15 protein-coding genes are annotated in these 19,414 nt (G+C 41.9%); 4 read left to right on the top strand and 11 right to left on the bottom strand.

The window, feature by feature from the left end; genetic code table 11:
- Positions 1–1,424 (bottom strand): ATP-dependent DNA helicase RecG (locus ACZFYI_RS03985; protein ID WP_462522822.1); only part of this gene is annotated, 1,424 nt, incomplete at its 3' end.
- 164 nt (positions 1,425–1,588) lie between these two features.
- Between ACZFYI_RS03985 and ACZFYI_RS03980 the strand changes: the two genes are divergently transcribed.
- Positions 1,589–3,397, top strand: coding sequence for a serine hydrolase (locus tag ACZFYI_RS03980; RefSeq protein WP_462522821.1), 1,809 nt, complete (start codon positions 1,589–1,591; stop codon positions 3,395–3,397).
- A gap of 54 nt (positions 3,398–3,451) precedes the next feature.
- Here ACZFYI_RS03980 and ACZFYI_RS03975 read toward each other — a convergent pair whose 3' ends face one another.
- The 6 genes from ACZFYI_RS03975 to dapF form a co-directional block, all read right to left on the bottom strand.
- Entirely contained in the window at positions 3,452–3,790 is a 339-nt protein-coding gene (locus ACZFYI_RS03975) for a hypothetical protein (protein ID WP_462522820.1), read from the bottom strand.
- A 399-nt stretch (positions 3,791–4,189) separates the two neighbouring features.
- Positions 4,190–4,966, bottom strand: coding sequence for a S1/P1 nuclease (locus tag ACZFYI_RS03970; protein ID WP_462522819.1), 777 nt, complete (start codon positions 4,964–4,966; stop codon positions 4,190–4,192).
- A 180-nt stretch (positions 4,967–5,146) separates the two neighbouring features.
- Positions 5,147–6,334: a M20 metallopeptidase family protein gene (locus ACZFYI_RS03965; protein WP_462522818.1), complete on the bottom strand. Its 1,188-nt coding sequence runs from the start codon at positions 6,332–6,334 to the stop codon at positions 5,147–5,149.
- The gene (locus ACZFYI_RS03960) at positions 6,324–6,863 is read right to left on the bottom strand and encodes a hypothetical protein (protein ID WP_462522817.1); all 540 of its coding nucleotides are present in this window, start codon (positions 6,861–6,863) and stop codon (positions 6,324–6,326) included. Before ACZFYI_RS03960 ends, ACZFYI_RS03965 begins: the two co-directional genes overlap by 11 nt.
- A gap of 10 nt (positions 6,864–6,873) precedes the next feature.
- Positions 6,874–10,254: a preprotein translocase subunit SecA gene (gene secA / locus ACZFYI_RS03955; RefSeq protein WP_462522816.1), complete on the bottom strand. Its 3,381-nt coding sequence runs from the start codon at positions 10,252–10,254 to the stop codon at positions 6,874–6,876.
- 128 nt (positions 10,255–10,382) lie between these two features.
- Positions 10,383–11,156: a diaminopimelate epimerase gene (dapF, locus tag ACZFYI_RS03950; protein ID WP_462522815.1), complete on the bottom strand. Its 774-nt coding sequence runs from the start codon at positions 11,154–11,156 to the stop codon at positions 10,383–10,385.
- A 193-nt stretch (positions 11,157–11,349) separates the two neighbouring features.
- On the opposite strand from dapF, the gene ACZFYI_RS03945 reads away from it, so the two are divergent.
- The 3 genes from ACZFYI_RS03945 (at position 11,350) to ACZFYI_RS03935 (ending at position 14,001) form a co-directional block, all read left to right on the top strand.
- Positions 11,350–12,132, top strand: a complete 783-nt coding sequence (locus tag ACZFYI_RS03945; protein WP_462522814.1) for a superoxide dismutase — start codon at positions 11,350–11,352, stop codon at positions 12,130–12,132.
- An 89-nt stretch (positions 12,133–12,221) separates the two neighbouring features.
- Complete coding sequence (locus tag ACZFYI_RS03940) at positions 12,222–12,695, top strand: pyrophosphohydrolase domain-containing protein (protein WP_462522813.1); 474 nt, start codon at positions 12,222–12,224, stop codon at positions 12,693–12,695.
- 187 nt (positions 12,696–12,882) lie between these two features.
- Positions 12,883–14,001 carry a fatty acid desaturase family protein gene (locus tag ACZFYI_RS03935; RefSeq protein WP_462522812.1) on the top strand — a complete coding sequence of 373 codons (1,119 nt, stop codon included), beginning with the start codon at positions 12,883–12,885 and terminating at the stop codon, positions 13,999–14,001.
- An 81-nt stretch (positions 14,002–14,082) separates the two neighbouring features.
- Here the strand turns inward: ACZFYI_RS03935 and ACZFYI_RS03930 are convergent, their stop codons facing one another.
- The 4 genes from ACZFYI_RS03930 to ACZFYI_RS03915 all read right to left on the bottom strand — a co-directional run bounded on the left by ACZFYI_RS03930 (position 14,083) and on the right by ACZFYI_RS03915 (position 19,352).
- Positions 14,083–15,789 (bottom strand): GMC oxidoreductase, encoded by a 1,707-nt coding sequence (locus ACZFYI_RS03930; protein ID WP_462522811.1) that lies wholly within the window; start codon positions 15,787–15,789, stop codon positions 14,083–14,085.
- Positions 15,782–16,357 (bottom strand): gluconate 2-dehydrogenase subunit 3 family protein, encoded by a 576-nt coding sequence (locus tag ACZFYI_RS03925; protein ID WP_462522810.1) that lies wholly within the window; start codon positions 16,355–16,357, stop codon positions 15,782–15,784. The genes ACZFYI_RS03930 and ACZFYI_RS03925 overlap by 8 nt, the downstream gene beginning before the upstream one ends.
- 163 nt (positions 16,358–16,520) lie before the next feature.
- Positions 16,521–16,892 carry a GxxExxY protein gene (locus ACZFYI_RS03920; protein WP_462522809.1) on the bottom strand — a complete coding sequence of 124 codons (372 nt, stop codon included), beginning with the start codon at positions 16,890–16,892 and terminating at the stop codon, positions 16,521–16,523.
- Positions 16,893–17,300: 408 nt separating this feature from the next.
- Positions 17,301–19,352 (bottom strand): alpha-L-fucosidase, encoded by a 2,052-nt coding sequence (locus ACZFYI_RS03915; protein WP_462522808.1) that lies wholly within the window; start codon positions 19,350–19,352, stop codon positions 17,301–17,303.
- Positions 19,353–19,414 lie beyond the last annotated feature (62 nt).

Raw genomic sequence — 19,414 nt, 5'->3', positions numbered from 1 at the left:
TGCTTCCGCATAAATCCAAAAACCTTCAATCTGTCCTTGTCATAGCGATGCACAGTCTGAATCGGTTTTCTTCCGGCAGGCATTTCATCAATCACTGAAATATCCAGATCCCCATACAGCGTCATCGCCAAAGTCCGGGGAATCGGTGTCGCTGTCATCACCAAAACATGTGGGATAAATTGCTCGTTTTTTGCCCATAGCTTTGCGCGCTGGGCAACACCAAAACGGTGCTGCTCGTCAACAATCGCCAAGCCAAGATTTTGGAATTGGACAATATCTTCCAAGAGTGCGTGCGTACCGATAAGGATTTTCAACTCACCCGTAAGTAAGGTTTCATGGATGACTTTACGGGCAGATTTTTTAGTCGAACCTGTCAGCAAAGCGATTTTCAAACCCATCAGGTCTGCATATTCTTTTAAGCCTTCATGGTGTTGATTGGCCAAAATTTCTGTCGGCGCCATCAGGCAAGCCTGCGCCCCAGAGCTGATGGCAATGAGAATACAAATAAATGCCACCATTGTTTTGCCGCTGCCTACATCTCCCTGGATCAGCCTGTTCATCTGCTTTCCGGATTTCATATCAGCAAAGGCTTCCCTGACAACTCTTTTTTGTGCTTCTGTCAGTTGAAACGGAAGGTGTTCTTTGTAGAATTTAGTCAAAAGGTCAGTCTGGTTCAGAACCTGACCTTTTGACTTTTCGGTTCTTGTCAACTTTAACTTCAGCAGTCTGAGCTGGACAAAGAAAAACTCCTCGAATTTCAGCCTGAACCTGGCCTTTTTGAGGATTTCGGGATTATCGGGAAAATGGATTTGCTTGACTGCTTCTTTTTTTGAAATCAGATTGAAGCGCTGCAGGACTTCCTCTGGTAAGGTTTCCTGAATCTGTGGATAAGCCACCTGAACCAAGCCTTCCATGATTTTGGAAATCCCTTTGGAATCCAAAAATTTGGCCCTGAGTTTTTCCGTAGTAGGATAGACAGGTTGGAAGAAACTCTTTTCCTCCTGCACGGCAGTCACCGGTTCCATCTCGGGATGGGCGATGCTGAATTTCCTTCCGTATTTGTTTGGCTTACCAAAGAAGACAAAAGGAACACCGATGATGAGTTTCTTGATGACCCATTGGATTCCTTTAAACCAAGTAAGTTCCATTTCCCCTGTCTCATCAAAGATGTAGGCCACAAGTCTTTTTCTGTTTCCTTCCCCGATCGTCTCAATTGACCGGATTTTGGCGACTACCTGCACATGCTCCAAGTCCTCGTTGATGTCTTTGATCTTAAAAAACTGCGTCCTGTCCTCATAGCGAAAGGGGTAATGTTGGATCAATTCCCCATAGGTAAAAATGGACAGTTCTTTATTGAAAAGAACTGCTTTTTGGGGACCTACTCCACGGAGGTAATCTATTTTGGTATCAAAAAAGGAGGACAAATTGAAGGTCTTGGTTCAAATGCCAAATTAAGGAGGAAGGAGTGGAATTGCTATAAATTTTATTTTATCCTAAACACAAAGTCTAAATAGACTAAGTTAAAATGAGTGATGTACTTTTTCTCAGACAAATTCTTTAAATTAATCCCTCTTAACCACAGCACATTATGAAAAACATATTTCTTTTTCTCCTCCTTACTTTTTACGCCACGGTTGCATTTGGCCAAAAGAAATCTTCCTCAGACAGGTTTTCAGGTCTTGATTCTGAACTCAATGCTTTACTCAAGGATTGGCATGCAGCCGGATTTGCAGTAGCTGTGGTAGAAAAAGACAAAATCATCTATGCCAAAGGCTTTGGTTATCGCGATTATGAAAATAAGCTCCCGGTTACCACCAATACTAATTTTGCGATCGGGTCAAGCAGCAAGGCATTCACCTCAGGACTTCTAGGCATTTTGAAGGAAGATGGCAAACTCACTTTTGAAGACAGTCCCATCAAGCACATTCCGGAGTTACGGTTCAAAAATGCCGAAATGAACGAGCTCATCACTATTCGGGATATCATGACACACCGAACCGGCTTGCCCAGACACGACATCAGCTGGTACCTGTTTTCGTCCAATTCTCGGGACAGCCTCATACAGCGTATTGCCTATCAGGAACCCTTTGCCAAGGTGCGTGAAAAGTGGTATTACAATAATTTTATGTTTCTTACCCAAGGTGTCATTGCCGAAAGGATAACAGGAAGAAGTTGGGAGGAAAATATCGACCAACATTTTTTTCAACTCTTGGAAATGAAAACTTCAAGTACGGTGATCGACGGCCTAAAAAATGGAGCTGATGCATCCTTTGGCTATATGGTCAAAGACGATTCTGTCATCAAAAAGATGGATTACTATGACATCGCCGCCATGGGTCCGGCAGGAAGCATCAACAGCAACGTGACTGAAATGTCAAACTGGATCATGACTTGGATAGGCGGTGGCAAATTCAAAGACAAACAAATTCTTCCGGAGTCCTATATAAAAGAGGCCATGAGCTCTCAAATGGTCATCAGCGGAGGTGTTCCTGAAAAGGAATTTCCAGACCTGCATATGTCCAACTATGGCTATGGCTGGTTCACATCTTCTTATAAGGGACATTATAGGGTAGAGCATGGAGGCAACATAGATGGATTTTCTGCCAATGTCAGTTTCTTCCCAACAGACAGTATCGGCATCGTAGTCCTTGCCAACCAAAACGGTTCAGTGATTCCGGGTCTGGTGCGCAATATCATCAGTGACAGGGTGCTGAAAGAAACAAGAACCGATTGGAACAAAACCTACAAGGAACGGGCGGACAAAGCCAAAGCTGCCGAAAAAGAAGCTTCTGCATCCAAAACCTCTTCTCAAAAAACCGGAACTAAACCTTCCCGTCTTTTGGTGGAATTTGCAGGAGATTACAGTAATCCGGGCTATGGTTCTTTGGAAGTCTTTGTCAAAAACGATTCTCTTTTTGCCAAGGCAGGGAAAAATAACATGTGGCTGAAACATTACCATTATGACATTTTTAATCCCTATCCAGTAACCGATGGTAAAGTAGATACTGTAGGCTCAATAGGAATCCAGTTCAATTTCAGAACTGGTGACAGTGGGGATATCACCTCTTTTGTGTCCAAATTAGAACCTGCCGTAGACCATATAGAATTCAAAAGAACTCCCAAAGGAGTCATCATGGAAAAAGCCGAACTTGAAAAATATGTGGGTGAGTATGAGTTGGCAGGAATGACTGCCAAATTTTATATCAAAGGAGAAAACACCCTTTACCTCTTTGTTCCCGGCCAACCAGAATATGAGTTACTTCCTCTCGAAAAACACAAGTTCGCCCTGAAGATTGTGGAAGGATACAAAGTGGAATTTGTCGAAGATGAGTCAGGAAATCTGACTGAGGTTTTGTTTGTGCAGCCTAATGGAACATTTAAGGCCAAAAAAAAATAACAGCATCAAAATTCCGTGATGCTATCTTTTGGTAATATCACGGAAATCATTTTTTCAAAGACTCCCCTCGTAAGCATACACTAAAAACCACCTGTTGCCCAGGAGTTCAAACCTGCGTTTGGAAGAAAAGCTGGTTCCTTCGATCCATAGTTTCTGCTCAAAGTACTTTTTTTTCTTCTTCACTTTTGTTTTGAACTTGGTGGTATCCACCTGATAGATCCTGGTTCGCATCAGTTCCCAATTTTCCGGTGTCCAAGCAATTTCCTCATACCCATCGTCAATCAATCCTTGAAGCGGAAACCTGATCCTTGACATCTGAAATGCCGAGTCGCTATGGAATCGCTCATAAAAGACAGCAAAGTCTTCAGGTGGACTGCCTTTGATTTTGGCCATGCTTTTAGGTTTTCTCTGACTGTAACAATCGGAAAAACCCATCACTAAAAAACATAAAAACAAGAAAACAAAAACTTGTTTAAAGTGATTCTTCATTTGACAAAAGCGGAGTAAGGGCGCAAAGGTGATTATTTTATTTACAAAATCAATTGAAGGGAAAATGACCTTTTCCCAAATATTCCTGCAAATTCTATAACAATAATGAAATAATCAATAGGAAGAAGGCGAAATTGTACTATTTTTTGGACCTACTATTCAATAAATCTCATTTTTTCCAATCATATTGATCAAGAAATATAGAAATTGTATTTTCCAAAATACATTTTTGGGTTAAATACTAATAAAAAAACCGACACTGAAAAGGGTCGGTTTAGAAACTGAATTTATAGAATAAATTTTTTACCCGTAAATCTCTTCCAATGCCTGCGCAAGGCGAATCCCGGCTGCAGTCAGCCTTTCCTCAACATGGTGGTAATGCTTGTAGATGTATTCGTATCCTATTCGTCCGTTTTCAGGGATGTCATACATGTCGGGCCTCATTGCTGCCGCTTCTCTCAACCAATCAGCCGGAGTAGTGTTGGTGTATTTTTGGATCAAAACAGGATTGATTCTTTTCTGTAATTCAGTGGCTATTTCTGTATAGCTCATCTTTTTTCCTTCGATCAAGTCGGAATCCCAGATCGCATGGATATTGGTTTCTTTGTTGAAAAAGCTAACCTTTACATCATTTCCTCCACGGTCTCCAGGTTTACCCACATGAAAGGGCTGATGCAAATCTCCGGTGATGTGGATCAGCATGCGCAATTGATCCCTTTCTTCTTCCGGAGAAAGGCCTCCTTTTTTCAGATTTTCTTTGATTCTTAAAAAAGCCTCATACGCATCACCATTTTTTTCTTGGATGGCAGGATCGTATTCCCCATCGGCAGTGGTCACCCAATGCCAGGTATTGGTATAATCATATTTTTTGTCCGAACGGATATTATCCATCCAGACACCGACTCCGGAGATGGATTGCTGCTGAAGAATCTCTTCAACTTTTTTCACAGTCTTTGGTTTCATCTGCCATTCAGCAAGCTTTCCGATTACATAATGTCCGATTGGTCCCCAAGCAAATGATTGGGAAGTCAAACTCAAGAAAACCAATAGCGTCAATAACAGGGATTTGGTGCTTTTCATTTCTATTTTGAAATAAGGTTGAGATACAATAGATGAAAGGTTGAAATATTTGAGAACTAAAGTGAATATAGAATGGAAATGTGGTTGAAATTTTTCGGCTTGTTTAATTAAAATCGTAAATGGATATATTATTTCTAATTATTTCGCGAAGCCTATTTTAACTTTATTTCTATAAAATAATTAAGATTCCAACTCATGGATGGCAATCCAAGCCATCAGGCCCGCGCCGATTTCCATAGCATCTTCATCAATGTCGAAGGTAGGGGTGTGGACTCCTGAGACTATTCCCTTGGCTTCATTTCTTGTGCCCAATCTATAAAAGCAGCCATCAATCTCCTGTGTATAATAGGAGAAATCTTCCGCGGCCATCCAGATATCAAGGTCTACAACGTTCTCCTGACCAAGGTATTGAATGGAAGCCTGCTGTGCTCTTTCCGTCAGTTCCTCAGCATTTTTGAGAAAAGGATAACCCCTTCGTATTTCAAAATCCAATTCTCCGCCCATGCCTTCTACAATACCTTTGGCAATACTGACCATATGTCCATGGGCTTTGGAGCGCCATTCTTCATTCAGCGTGCGGAATGTCCCTTGGATTTTCACCTCGTTGGGAATGATATTGGTAGCGCCAAGTGCTTCAACCCTGCCAAAGGAAAGAACAGAAGGGATTTTTGGTGAGGCATTTCTGCTGACCACTTGCTGCAAAGCCACAATCATATGCGAAGCAATCAATACCGGATCGACCAAAGATTCAGGCATCGCTCCATGACCCCCTTTTCCTTTGACCGTGATGTATAATTCATCTGCGCTTGCCATGTACATTCCTTTACGAAAACCCACTTTTCCCACCGGAATCAAGGGCATGACGTGTTGCCCGATAATTCCTGAAGGCCTGGGGTTTTCCAATGCTTTGTCTTTGATCATCAGGGAAGCGCCTCCCGGGATGAGTTCTTCTCCGGGCTGAAAAATAAGTTTGACCGTTCCTTCAAACTCCTCCTTGATTTCATTCAGGATTTTGGCTGCGCCCAAAAGTGAAGCTGTATGGACATCATGTCCACAGGCATGCATCACACCTGGATTGGTAGATTTGTAGGACACATCATTCAATTCCACAATCGGCAATGCATCCATATCCCCTCGTAGGGCAATGACTTTTTTTCCAGGATTTTTTCCTTCAATGATGGCCAAAAGCCCTGTGCCCGCTTTTTTCTCAATGTTGCTGATCCCGAAACTTTTCAGTTGCTGTTCTACAAATGTAGCGGTTTTGTATTCTTGAAATGAAAGCTCGGGATTGGCATGTAAATGCCTTCTGTTGGCGATAAACTCTGATTTATAAGCAGATGCTAACTCCTTAATTTTGTTATTGACCATCTGTATCCGGTTCAGGAATGACGTATCCTTCTCTCAAAAATCTGTCTTGAATGATTCGGGAGGAAGGAAAATTTTCTTTCAATTGATGGTAATAAGTAAGCGCCTCGATTCGGTTGACAAACTTACCCACCTTGACAAGGTATCTGGGTTGTTGGTATTGCATGTCAGTTTCGAAATCAGGAAAATAAGTGAAAAGGTCATTCCTCGTTTTGAAGGCAAGATCCCTATCCACACCACTATAGACCAATACTGTGTAACCACTCCAATACATTTCAGCTTTATTGGCTTCCTTGATATTATTCAGTGCGATTTCAAGATCCTCATCCGCTGCCAATACCTTTTCATTTCCAATGGGCGCAGTTTCTACTTTGGCTACTTGTTCCTCCAAGCTGGGAAAAGAAATCCTCGAACTACTCAAATCTTCCTGATAACTTTCAAATTCACTTGAAGGTGTAGGGTTTTTCTTGATGAGCGCACAAGAATTCATCAAAAATACCGGAAATATCAAAATCAGGAGTGACCTTTTCATGATGCTTTTGTTAATGTTCTATGACCACACATTTTCCTGCTGCGACGTCTTGCTCCACACTTTTAAACTTGACGTCCTTCACCACTTTACCGTCGGGATATTGTACTGATACTTTGTCATTTCGTCCATATACCTTGTCGGATTTCCTCGGGGCGACGACCTGAGGTGGTGCTGTTCTATTGGCAACAGCTGCGGCTGATTGTCTGCCTCCACCCGGATTTAAGCTGCTACCCACTTCCTCTTTGGAAGCTTTCACGTGGCTATCATCTCTTCTCGGCGCTTGGGCTGCCTTGACCTGACTTGGGTCTTGGGCTGGCAGATCTGCCTTGGCAATAAATGAAATGGTATCCTCATTTAGTTTACCCACAAAGCGCTTGAACATCTCAAAAGCTTCAAACTTATAAATCAACAAGGGATCCTTTTGTTCATAAACTGCATTCTGTACCGATTGCTTCAAGTCATCCATGTCACGAAGATGTTCTTTCCAGTTTTGGTCAATGATGGCCAAAGTGACATTTTTCTCAATATTTCTGATCAAATCTCTTCCCTCATTCTTCACTACTGAATCGAGGTTGACAATCACCCCAATCTGCTTAAAACCATCAGAAATCGGCACCATGATTTCTTTGACAGTAGCACCCCTATTGGTATGGACATCTTTCAAGACAGGGAGGGCTTTGTTGACAATGGTTTCGTTCTTGCCTACATAATGCTGGTAAGCAGCATCAAATAGCTGCTGGGTCAGGACTCCTGTTTCTTTGGATTTCAGGTCTTCGGCACTGAATGGATGGTCAATTCCCAAAGAACTGAAGATGTTCATCCTCAGGTTATCGGCATCTTCGGTGGATTTACCCATCTGAATGAGATCAAAGCAGACATCATACATGATATTGAGGATATCCAATTCCAGACGTTCTCCTTTGAGTGCATTTCTCCTTCTTTTGTAAACCACCTCTCTTTGGGAATTCATGACATCGTCATATTCCAAAAGTCTTTTTCTTACGCCAAAGTTATTTTCCTCCACTTTTCTTTGGGCTCTTTCGATGGATTTGGTAATCATCGAGTGCTGGATGACTTCACCTTCCTCCAAGCCCATGCGGTCCATGAGTTTTGCGATCCTGTCCGAACCGAACATACGCATCAGGTTATCTTCCAAGGAGACAAAGAACTGCGAAGAGCCCACATCCCCCTGACGACCGGAACGTCCTCGAAGCTGACGGTCAACACGTCTTGACTCATGTCTTTCAGTACCTACGATGGCAAGACCCCCTGCTTTTCTTGATTCAGGAGTCAGCTTGATATCTGTTCCTCGTCCTGCCATGTTGGTAGCAATGGTCACCGTTCCTGGTTTTCCTGCTTCCGCCACGATGTCAGCCTCACGGGCATGTTGCTTGGCATTCAATACTTGATGCTGGATTTTTCGGATGGTAAGCATCCTACTCAATATTTCCGAAATTTCAACAGACGTAGTACCCACCAAGACAGGTCTTCCGGCTGTGGTCAATTCGACGATTTCATCCGCTACAGCATTGAATTTCTCTCTGACGGTTTTGTATACTTTATCTTCTTTATCTTCCCTGATGATGGATCTGTTGGTAGGAATAACCACTACATCCAATTTGTAAATTGTCCAGAATTCCCCAGCTTCCGTTTCCGCTGTTCCGGTCATACCAGCAAGCTTATGGTACATCCTGAAGTAATTTTGAAGTGTGATCGTCGCATAGGTCTGCGTGGCATCTTCTACTTTCACATTCTCTTTGGCTTCTATCGCCTGATGGAGACCGTCAGAGTATCTTCTTCCTTCCATGACACGGCCTGTCTGTTCGTCCACGATCTTTACCTTTCCGTCTACCAAAATATATTCGGTATCTTTCTCAAACATACAATATGCCTTGAGTAATTGGTTGACAGTATGGATCCTTTGCGCTTTCACTCCATAGTCCTTGATCAGCTCTTCTTTCCTGATGAGCTTTTCTTTGTCGTCGATGTCTGGATTTTTCTCCATTTCGGCGATTTCCATACCGATATCAGGAAGGATAAAGAATGTCGGATTTTCATTCTTTTGGGTAATGACCTCGATGCCGTTGTCCGTAAGTTCTATGCCATTGGTCTTCTCTTCAATAGTAAACAAAAGAGGCTGATCCGCCTCCGGCATCATCCTTTTATTGTCTTGGAGGTAATAGTTTTCTGTTTTTTGGAGAATTACCCTGATTCCTGGCTCTGATAGAAATTTGATCAAAGGCTTGTACTTTGGCATGCCCCTGTAAGCCCTGAAAAGTGGCAGACCCGCGTCTTTTTCATTGCCTTCTTGAATCAATTTTTTTGCTTGGTTGAGGTATCCCTGCACAAGCTTTCTCTGCTCATCCACAAGGGTAGAGACCCTTGGCTTCATTTCCATAAACTCATGTTCATCGCCACGGGGAACAGGACCTGAAATAATCAATGGCGTCCTCGCATCATCAATCAAAACAGAGTCAACTTCATCAATCATGGCATAATGATGCTTGCCCTGAACCAAGTCACCGGCTTCTCTCGCCATATTGTCTCTTAGGTAATCAAAGCCGAATTCGTTATTTGTCCCATAAACGATGTCACTGGCGTAGGCTTTTTTCCTAGCTTCTGAGTTGGGTTGATATTTATCTATACAGTCGACAGAAAGGCCGTGGAATTCAAAAAGCGGCGCATTCCATTCGGAGTCTCTTTTAGCCAGATAATCGTTGACCGTGACGATATGCACGCCCCTTCCGGAAAGGGCATTGAGGTAAGCAGGAAGTGTAGACACCAAGGTTTTTCCTTCACCTGTTGCCATTTCTGCGATTTTCCCTTTATGAAGGACCATACCGCCTATCAGCTGAACGTCGTAGTGGACCATATCCCATACCACTTCAGTCCCGGCAGCCATCCACTTATTATGCCAAACGGCATCTTCACCCTGGATTTCAATATTTGCCTTTTTGGCAGCAAGTTCTTGGTCTCTCAAAGTAGCCTTAACTACCAACTTGCCGTTTTCTTTAAATCTTCTCGCAGTTTCTTTAACTACTGCAAAAGCATCTACCAATACTTTTTCAAGTACTACTTCCAAAGCCTCGTCTCTGGATTTCTCGGTTTTTTCGATTTCAGTAAATAAGGCATCTTTTTCATGGACCTTGTCCGGTGCCAAGGCTTGGATTTTTTCCCTGAAAGCGGCTATTTTATCATCAAAAGGCTTTAAATCCGCATTGATAATGGCTTTGATTTCTTCAGTTTTAGCCCGTAATCCTTCATCACTGAGGCTTTGCAATTTCTTAAAGGCATCATTGATCAAGGGAACTTTGGGACTCAATTCCTTTACATCTCTATCTGACTTCGTCCCGAAAACCTTTGCCAGTCCTTTGGCTATAAAATCTAACATATTGTATTTTGTATCTAATAGGGGGTAAAATTACTTCGTTTTTCTTAATTAATATAATCAACAGTAAGATATGAGTGCTGAGTTTGGAAGATCAATAAAGTTTCCAAACACCAAATTCAAAGATTAATCTAAATTTCAATCCTTCCTTCAAACACCTGCACTGCCGGTCCTACAAGCCAAATATCCCGAAATCCGCCTTCGCTACTTTCGGTGAACTTAACTTTCAGCTTTCCTCCGGGGGTATTGATCTTTACTTCTTGCAACTTATGCTGATGGCCATAGACCAAGGCACAGGCTGTAACTCCCGTCCCACAGGAAAGGGTTTCATTTTCAACTCCCCTTTCATAAGTCCTCACCTGGATTTCATCTTGTCCCAAAGGGGTGACAAAATTGACATTGGTTCCTTTTGGGGCGTACTCTTGGCTGAACCGGATTTCTTTTCCCTCTTCGAATACGGGATAAGCATCAACATTTTCTACAAATCTCACATGGTGAGGAGATCCTGTATTGACAAAATAATCCCTTCCTGAATTTTCAAGGCCTGGGACAGGACGCATTTCCAATTCTATCCAATCGCCGACAACTATCGCCTGATGTACACCGTCTATGGCGAGAAAACTGGTTTTTTGGTCAATGATTCCCAAAAACCTTGAGAAAGCAACCGCACACCTCGCCCCGTTTCCGCACATGCTTTGAGAGCCGTCTGCATTGAAGTAGACCATTTCGAAATCATGGTCTTCGGCATCCCTTATCAAGATCAATCCATCAGCGCCAACTCCGAATTTTCGGTCGCAGAGTTTTTGGATCAGTGAAAGGTCCTTATCCGGAAAAACGTCAGCCCTGTCATCTATTATCACAAAATCGTTGCCGGTTCCCTGGTATTTATAAAATGAAATTTCCATATCCATTGCCCTTGATTGAAAGGAATTGGTTGTTTTCAAAAACCAAACCAAGATATTTTGGTTTTACAAACATAAACATCTTGTCACAAAATCAGACTTATTGTCTGCTTTTAGGTTTCATTATCTGGTTGAATTGGTTAACTTGGACGTCTAATCAATTTTGAAAATTCATTAAAAGAAAAAATATTCCTATATGAAAAACACGAGTTACAAAGTTTCAAGAAGAACTTTTATCAGTCATAGTTCCAAGGCGACTTTTGCCTTGGGTATTGGGAGTTCCTTGATTGGCTCAGCATTTTTGACCGCTTGCGGTGGAGAAGGAGAGGAAACTGAAGAGGCTAAAATCTTACTCAGTACAGGTTTTGCGCAGACACCACTTGGTTATGATTATGCAGCGCTTGAGCCACATATTGATGCCATGACCATGGAGATTCATTACACCAAGCATGCTGCAGCTTATGCCAAAAACCTTGGTGAGGCAGCATCGGAAGAAAGTGTGGATGTCAGCAAGCCTCTAGAAGAGGTCATGATGAATATTTCAAAATATTCGACAAAAATGAGAAACAACGGAGGGGGACATTATAACCATGAACTCTATTGGAAAATCATGTCACCGACAGGTGGTGGAGAACCAACAGGAGATTTATCTGAAGCTATCAACGGCGCATTTGGAAGCTTTGCAGATTTCAAAACCAAATTCGAAGATGCAGGTAAAGGCAGGTTCGGTTCTGGTTGGGCATGGCTGGTGCTTGACAAAAACAACTTACTCCAGATAGGAAGTACACCAAACCAAGACAATCCTTTGATGGACATTTCGGAATTTCAGGGAATTCCTTTGATCGGGGTGGATGTGTGGGAACATGCCTATTACCTCAATTACCAGAACAGAAGACCTGACTACCTATCAGCATTCTGGAATGTAATTGACTGGAAAACAGTCGGAGACAGGTACAATACCCTTGTCAAGGGAGCTTAAAATATTAAGACAAAACTTATCAAAGAAACGGGGTTTTGCGGCTCCGTTTTTTTATTTTGCAGCATTCAATTCATTCAAATAATATTACAATGCAAGATCCCAAAAGCCTCACATCGGTCGCCGCTTTCCATCAGACATTCAAACACCCGATTTTATCCGAGCCACAGATACCCGAGGCCAAGCGTTGTCAACTTAGAGTATCCCTGATTGCTGAGGAATTGAAAGAACTGGAAGAAGGGATCAAAAACAATGATATCGTAGAAATTGCTGATGCACTTTGTGATATCCAATACGTACTTTCAGGAGCCATTTTGGAATTTGGATTAGCTGACAAATTCAAGGCTTTGTTTGATGAAGTACAGCGCTCCAATATGAGCAAAGCCTGTAAAACAATAGCTGAAGCAGAACAAACAGTAAGCCATTACCAAAATCAGGGGGTCGATTGTCATTACGAAAAAGAAGGAGAACTTTACCTTGTATTTCGCAAAGAAGACCGAAAAACATTGAAATCCATCAATTACTCACCCGCAGATTTGAAAGCAATAATTGATCTGAACTATTGATTTCTTAAGTTAATTATCCTTAATATTATAAAACAAACTGTTAACTATTCGGAAATACGAGCAAATTTGGCCAACTTGTGAAAGATTTAAAATCCTATTTATCAGTGAATTTTATTTTAATCACCCAATCCACAGCCCTAATTTTACTTATATCATTAAAAAACGGAAGATTACCTAATCACAATTTATGAATACATCCTTAAAGTTTCTTGACTCAGGAAACTCTTTGTTCTTTGTCACCGTCAAAAAAAGAGTAGATGACTATTTCAAAGCCAACAATATATCAAAGTACGCCAATACAGCCATGGTTCTCAAGACGGTGGTCTACCTTACTTCCTTTGTCGGGCTTTATTTCCTGATCTTATTTGAAGTTTTTCCTACCATTGTATCTCTCTTTTTGGCAATAGCTTTGGGAATGAACATGGCATTTATCGGGTTCAATGTCTGCCATGATGCCCTACACGGCTCCTATTCCAAAAATGCATTTGTCAATAAATCCCTTGGTTTCCTTTTCAATATCATTGGAGCAAACGTGTATGTATGGAATATCACGCACAACAAAGTCCACCATACTTATACCAATATCATCGGTCATGATGGAGACTTGGACGTCGCTCCCGGTTTGGTCAGGGTTTCACCTGAAGAGCCAATCAAAGCCATTCACAGGTACCAACACATTTATGCTTTCTTTCTTTATTCTTTGGCCTCTTTGTCATGGTTTTTCAGAAAGGATTACGTGAAATTTTTCCAGAAAACCATTGGTTCTCATGTCAACAAGCATCCAAAAATTGAATACTTCAATCTCTTTTTTTACAAATTTGTCTACTACGCGTTGTTTATCATTATTCCTTTAGTGGTAATGGACATCACTTGGTGGCAGTTTACTATCGGTTTTTTAGTGATGAATTTCGCTGAGGGATTGGTATTGGGATTGGTATTCCAATTGGCACACTTGGTTGAAGATACTGAAATGCCGAATCCACAAGGTGATGAAAACATCGAAGAAACTTGGGCTGCCCATCAAATGCGCACAACGGCAAATTTTGCAAGAAAGAATCCTGTAGTAAATTTTCTCTGTGGTGGATTGAATCTACAGGTGGAACACCACCTTTTCCCAAAAATCTGTCACATCCATTATGTGGAAATTTCAGAAATCGTCAAAGAAACCGCAGAGGAATTTGGCTTGCCGTATAATGAAAATGCCACTTTCGGTTCTGCCTTGAAATCCCACTATGATTTTCTGAAAGCTGCAGGAAGGGTTTCGGAAAAAGTAGAAGTATCGAAGAAAATTGAGGTAATGGCTTAGAATTGAAATTCTAATTTAATCCTATAAAAAAATCCCGGTCAGATATTCCTGCCCGGGATTTTTGCTATTTATAAAATGGGGTCAACCGAAGTTCTTCATCGCATGATGCGCAGCCCTTGCTGCAAAAGCCATATATGTCAATGATGGATTTTGGGTAGACGTAGATGTCATGGATGCGCCGTCAGTCACGTAGACGTTTGGAACTGCATGAAGCTGATGGTTGCCATTGAGTAAGGAGGTCTTCGGATCTTTTCCCATGCGCACGCCGCCCATTTCGTGGATATCGAGACCCGGCGCTCTCTTGTCATCACGGGTTTTGATATTGGTGAAGCCTGCTTTTTCAAACATCTCTGTCATCTGCTCCAGATAATCCTTGATCATTTTCTCATCGTTGTCATCATAATCCACATTGATTTTCAACTGAGGCATGCCAAAAGGATCCTTTGCATTGGGATCCAAAGCGACATAATTGCTTTCTTTAGGAATTGTCTCCCCCATCATATGGGAATTTACCCTCCAAGGACCATATTTATCCGGATTCAGGATATTCTCTTTCAATTCCATGCCGATCCCGCTTTGGTCAGCATAACTTCCCCTATTGGCTCCGAATCCGGCTGCATAGCCACGGAGAAAATCTGTTTCCTGTTTTTTGAGATTTCTGAATCTTGGGAAATAGCCAGAAGTAGGTCGGCCACCTTGGGTGGTGTATTCTTGGTGGCCTTCATAATCTGCATTGATACCTGCCCTGTAATTATGGAAAGCCACATATTTACCCAAGAAACCACTGTCATTGCCTAATCCGTTTGGAAAACGGTTGGAGGTGGAATTCAACAGGATGAGGTTGGTGTTTAATGCTGCTGCATTTACAAAAATGACCTCAGCATAATATTCTTCCATTTCTTTGGTATGGGCATCGATTACCCTGACTCCAGTTGCCTTCCCTTTCTCTTCATCATAAATAATAGAATGGACAACAGCATCTGTCCGCAAGGTCATGTTTCCAGTCTTTTTTGCCCAGGGAATGGTAGAAGAATTGGCTGAGAAATATCCACCAAATGGACAGCCTCTTTGACAAAGATTTCTGCTTTGGCATTTGGCTCTTCCTTGTTGTGCGTAATAATCGAAGTTGCCGGTGATATGTGCACAGCGCGCCAAAATCATGTGGCGCTCATCTCCATAATGCTCCTTGAGTTTGCCTTGAAAATACTGCTCTACAACATTTAGAGGAAAACCCGGCAAAAATTCACCATCAGGTAAACTGGCCAAACCGTCTTTGTTGCCTGATACCCCTGCAAATTTCTCCACATGGCTATACCAAGGCGCTAAATCTTTGTACCTGATCGGCCAATCCACTGCGAAACCGTCTCTTGCCGGACCTTCAAAATCAAAGTCGGACCAACGCTGCACCTGTCTTGCCCAAAGCAGGGATTTTCCTCCTACCTGATAGCCTCTGATCCAGTCAAAAGGCTTTTCCTGAACATAAGGATGTTCGTTGTCTTTGACAAAGAAATGAGCGGCATCCTCTCTGAAGGCATAGCATCGGCTGACTATTGGATTTTCTTTCTGAATTTCCTGAGTGATCTGACCCCTATGTTCAAACTCATAGGGGAGCATATTTGTAGTAGGATAATCCTTGAGGTGTTTGACATCCCGGCCTCTTTCGATGACGAGTGTTTTTACGCCATGTTCAGTCAGTTCCTTTGCTGCCCAGCTTCCACTCAATCCAGAACCGATGACGATAGCCTGAAAGGTTCTTTCTTTTACTGCATCTATATTGAGATTAGCCATTGATTCTTTCGGGTTTGAGGTCTGAGATTAATACTGCTCCCTGATAATCCCCGGGAATCAGGGAATAGGGTTTCACTTGGGTTTGGATGTATTCGGACATCATAAATCCCTGTATAGTGAAGCGCTTGGCCATACCGATAAATTCTTTTGTGGTTTTCTGAGGATCTTCAGGTTGGGTGTTTTCAGCAATTTCTAATTCCAAAGCAGCTTTGACCACGGATTCTTTTCCCGCCTGATCCAACTTTGAAAAAATACTCCCTCCACTTTTTTTGCTGAAGTCATCAAATCCCTGCAGACCCTGCATAAAGGATTTTTGCCCTTCTGCATCAATGCAATCATTGACCATGACGAGGATAAAGTCTTGCACTTCTATGTCTGCAGCACTTTTGATCGTTCCTGCAGGGATAATGGTTCCTGCAATTTCTTTCAAAAGCTGTTGGAGCGAAGGCGTGACTTGGAGATTTTGGTAGGCAGCGAGGATGTCTTCCTTGGAGAAATCACAGGAAGGAACCAACACCAGTCCACCTGTAATCATAGCAAGGCTCCGCAGGGCGTCTCTTCTTTTCATGGTAAGGTCATTAGGGTTTTAAAATAATTCATGTGAAAAAGGTAAAACGATTTAGGGGAATTTCATAGTGTATTTATATAAAGAGAATGTGGGCAAAATGGATAAATAAAATCTTATTTTAAAATTGTGGAGGTTCTCTACTTTTTAACCTGGAAAAACGAGTCTAAAAATTATTTACCACTCTTTTTATTTCAACTCTTGGTGTACCAAAATTTATCAATAAGCCAAAATTCATGTCGCAGGCTTTCAGATAATTTAATATTTGGGCAAGGTGAATGTCGTCCAATGCTTTGATAGCTTTTAATTCCAAAATGATTTTATTTTCCACTAATAAATCTGCAAAATATTCTCCCACTACCTTATCCTCATAAAAGACCTCCAAGGGATATTGCTGCTTGACATTCAACCCACTTTTTGTTAATTCATAGAATAAGGCATTTTGATAAACTTTTTCCAAAAAACCATTTCCCAAAGTGTTTGAAACTTTGAAGGATTTTCCGATTATTTCCTTAGTGATTAAATTAATATCGTCCATTTTACCCAAATTTTTGTGAGATTAAAAATATCAAACAAATTCAATTTGATTATTGAATTAGTCGACTAATGTGGTTTAGGAAAAAAAATTCAGCCACAGATTTACACGGATGCTTGGAATAATTCATCATCCTTCTTTCCAAAATCGTTTCTATTACACATCTCTAAAATAAAGGAAATTGATAATGAGGTCGATCTTTCTATCTGTGTTCAACTGCGATAATCAGTGGTGAAACAAAAATTTTACCGCAGATGGACACAGATTTAAACAGATGCATGGAATAATTCATCATCCTTCTTTGCAAAACCGTTTCTATCACAAACCTCTAAAAGAAAGGAAATTAGATAAGGAGGTTGATCTTTCTATCTGTGTTCATCTGTGAAAATCTGTGGTTAAAAAATTAAACCCTCACTTCGTCAATACTCCTACCTCAGCAAAAGCTGCAGGTTGGTTATCTGTCGTTGTAAGGGATTTGAGTTTGATAAACTTCACTTCGGAAGAAGCGAATCTTACAGTTTGCTCGATGGGATTGTTCTTGATGTTTGAAAACTCCCCGGAAGTCAAAGTCTTCCAGGTTTTCCCATCCGCACTTCCCTCAAAAACATACTTCGAAATGACCCCGCTCATAAACCTATTCTGTGGAGGCCAATAGGTAAATCCATTGATAGTGATAGATTCCCCCAAGTCAATGACCACCTCATTTTTGTCACTTTTCCAAAAAGTCTGTGGGTCTTCATCAATGGCTTTTACTGCGTTCGGGTCAGAATTCATAACTTTCCATTTGGCTTTGGGAATGTCAAAGTTATGAACCACTGTTTCGCTTTTCTTCCCACTTTGGCCATCAAAGGCGATCGCTTTGACTGTAGTCGGTTCAGAAACAAGCATGGGATTCTCATACTTGGAGCTGTTTTCATTGGGTTCTGAACCATCCAAAGTATAAAATATTTCCACTCCTTTTTCAGGAACTGAAAGTGTAACTTCTCCGGACGTTGACCTTTTGAAATCCGGTTCAGTGACGAGTTTTGGTGCGTAAAATATTCCAATATTGGAAATCGTAGGACTGGCTTTTGCATCGGTGATGGTAAACCGAACTTGCATTGCCAGAATATCATCAAACCTCAAAATCCTTTTGATTCCCACTGTGGTTCCATGATAGATTTCCTCCCAACCGTTTTCAGTTTCCACTTCTAATGTAAAAGACTTGATGCGTTGGCCTAGTGGAATATATTCCTGAACCACAAATCTGTTGATCAAAGTAGGTTCTGCCAAAGTCAAAACAATACTGCTTTCAATCACCCCATCTTCTGTGGCCCAATAACTTTCCTTGTCCTCATCGATCACATTTTCTATCTCAAATCCTTTTCCCCTTTCGTTGCTAGCCGAAACCTCGTCAGTTTTGGCCAAGTCTACAGCAAAGTCTTCCTTGATCTTGTCCGCCAGTTTCATGATTTGCTCCACGTCTTTTTCATGGATCAAACCACGCCTGTCGACAGGGAAGTTGATCAGCAAAGAACTATTTTGGCCGATGCTTTTGTAATAAATCTCCAGCAACTGAGGCAGCGTCTTGACTTTGTGGTCTTCGTATTCATGGTAATACCATCCGGGTCTGATGGAAACATCCGACTCCGCCGGAACCCAATGCGTTCCATTTTCTTGGCCTGAAGCAAATCTCTCCGGATAGTCAGGCATCCCGGCGTAAACAGAATCCCGCATCAAGTTGCCCCAAGTGGTCTCGTATGCAAACCCATGTTCATTGCCAACCCAACGTACGTCGGGTCCACCATCGCTGAACATCACGGCTCCGGGCTGTAATTCGCGGACAAGGTTATAGGTGTTTTCCCAATCATAGTAAGTCAACTTATCCACTGTCCGGACTTCATTGGCACCGCCATAATACCCATCTCCACCATTGGCCCCATCAAACCAAACTTCAAAAATATCTCCATAATTGCTCAGCAATTCGGTCAACTGATTTCGCATGTAGGTGATGTATTCCGGTTTGCCATAGTCGGCATGGTTGCGGTCCCAAGGGGAATAATAAATCCCGAATTTCAGCCCGTATTCCTTACAGGCATCCGACAGTTCACGGATCAGGTCACCCTTGCCATCTCTCCAAGGAGAGTTTTTGACAGAATGCTCAGTGTATGCTGAAGGCCAAAGACAAAAACCATCATGGTGCTTGGCGGTAATGATGATTCCTTTCATGCCGGCGTCCTTGACTACTTTTGCCCACTGTCTTGTATCCAAAGCGGTAGGGTTAAATGCTGAAGGTTGCTCATCTCCCATTCCCCATTCCATGTCCGAAAAAGTGTTCATGTTGAAATGGACAAAGGCATAATACTCCAGCTCATGCCAGGCCAATTGTTTTTCAGATGGAACAGGTTCTACAGGAGCTGGAGGGGTTATTTCTTTGCCTTCACAGGCCAAAAGAATCAAAATAGGGAGGAGGTATTTTTTCATAGGAAACTTATCTGACATGAATATTAACAAAAAATCCTGTGTCCGAAAAAAATTATGTACCA

It is taken from the genome of Aquiflexum sp. (genome assembly GCF_977115555.1).
Note: the sequence above shows the minus strand (reverse complement) of the source record. Positions and strands in the feature narration are given on the sequence as shown.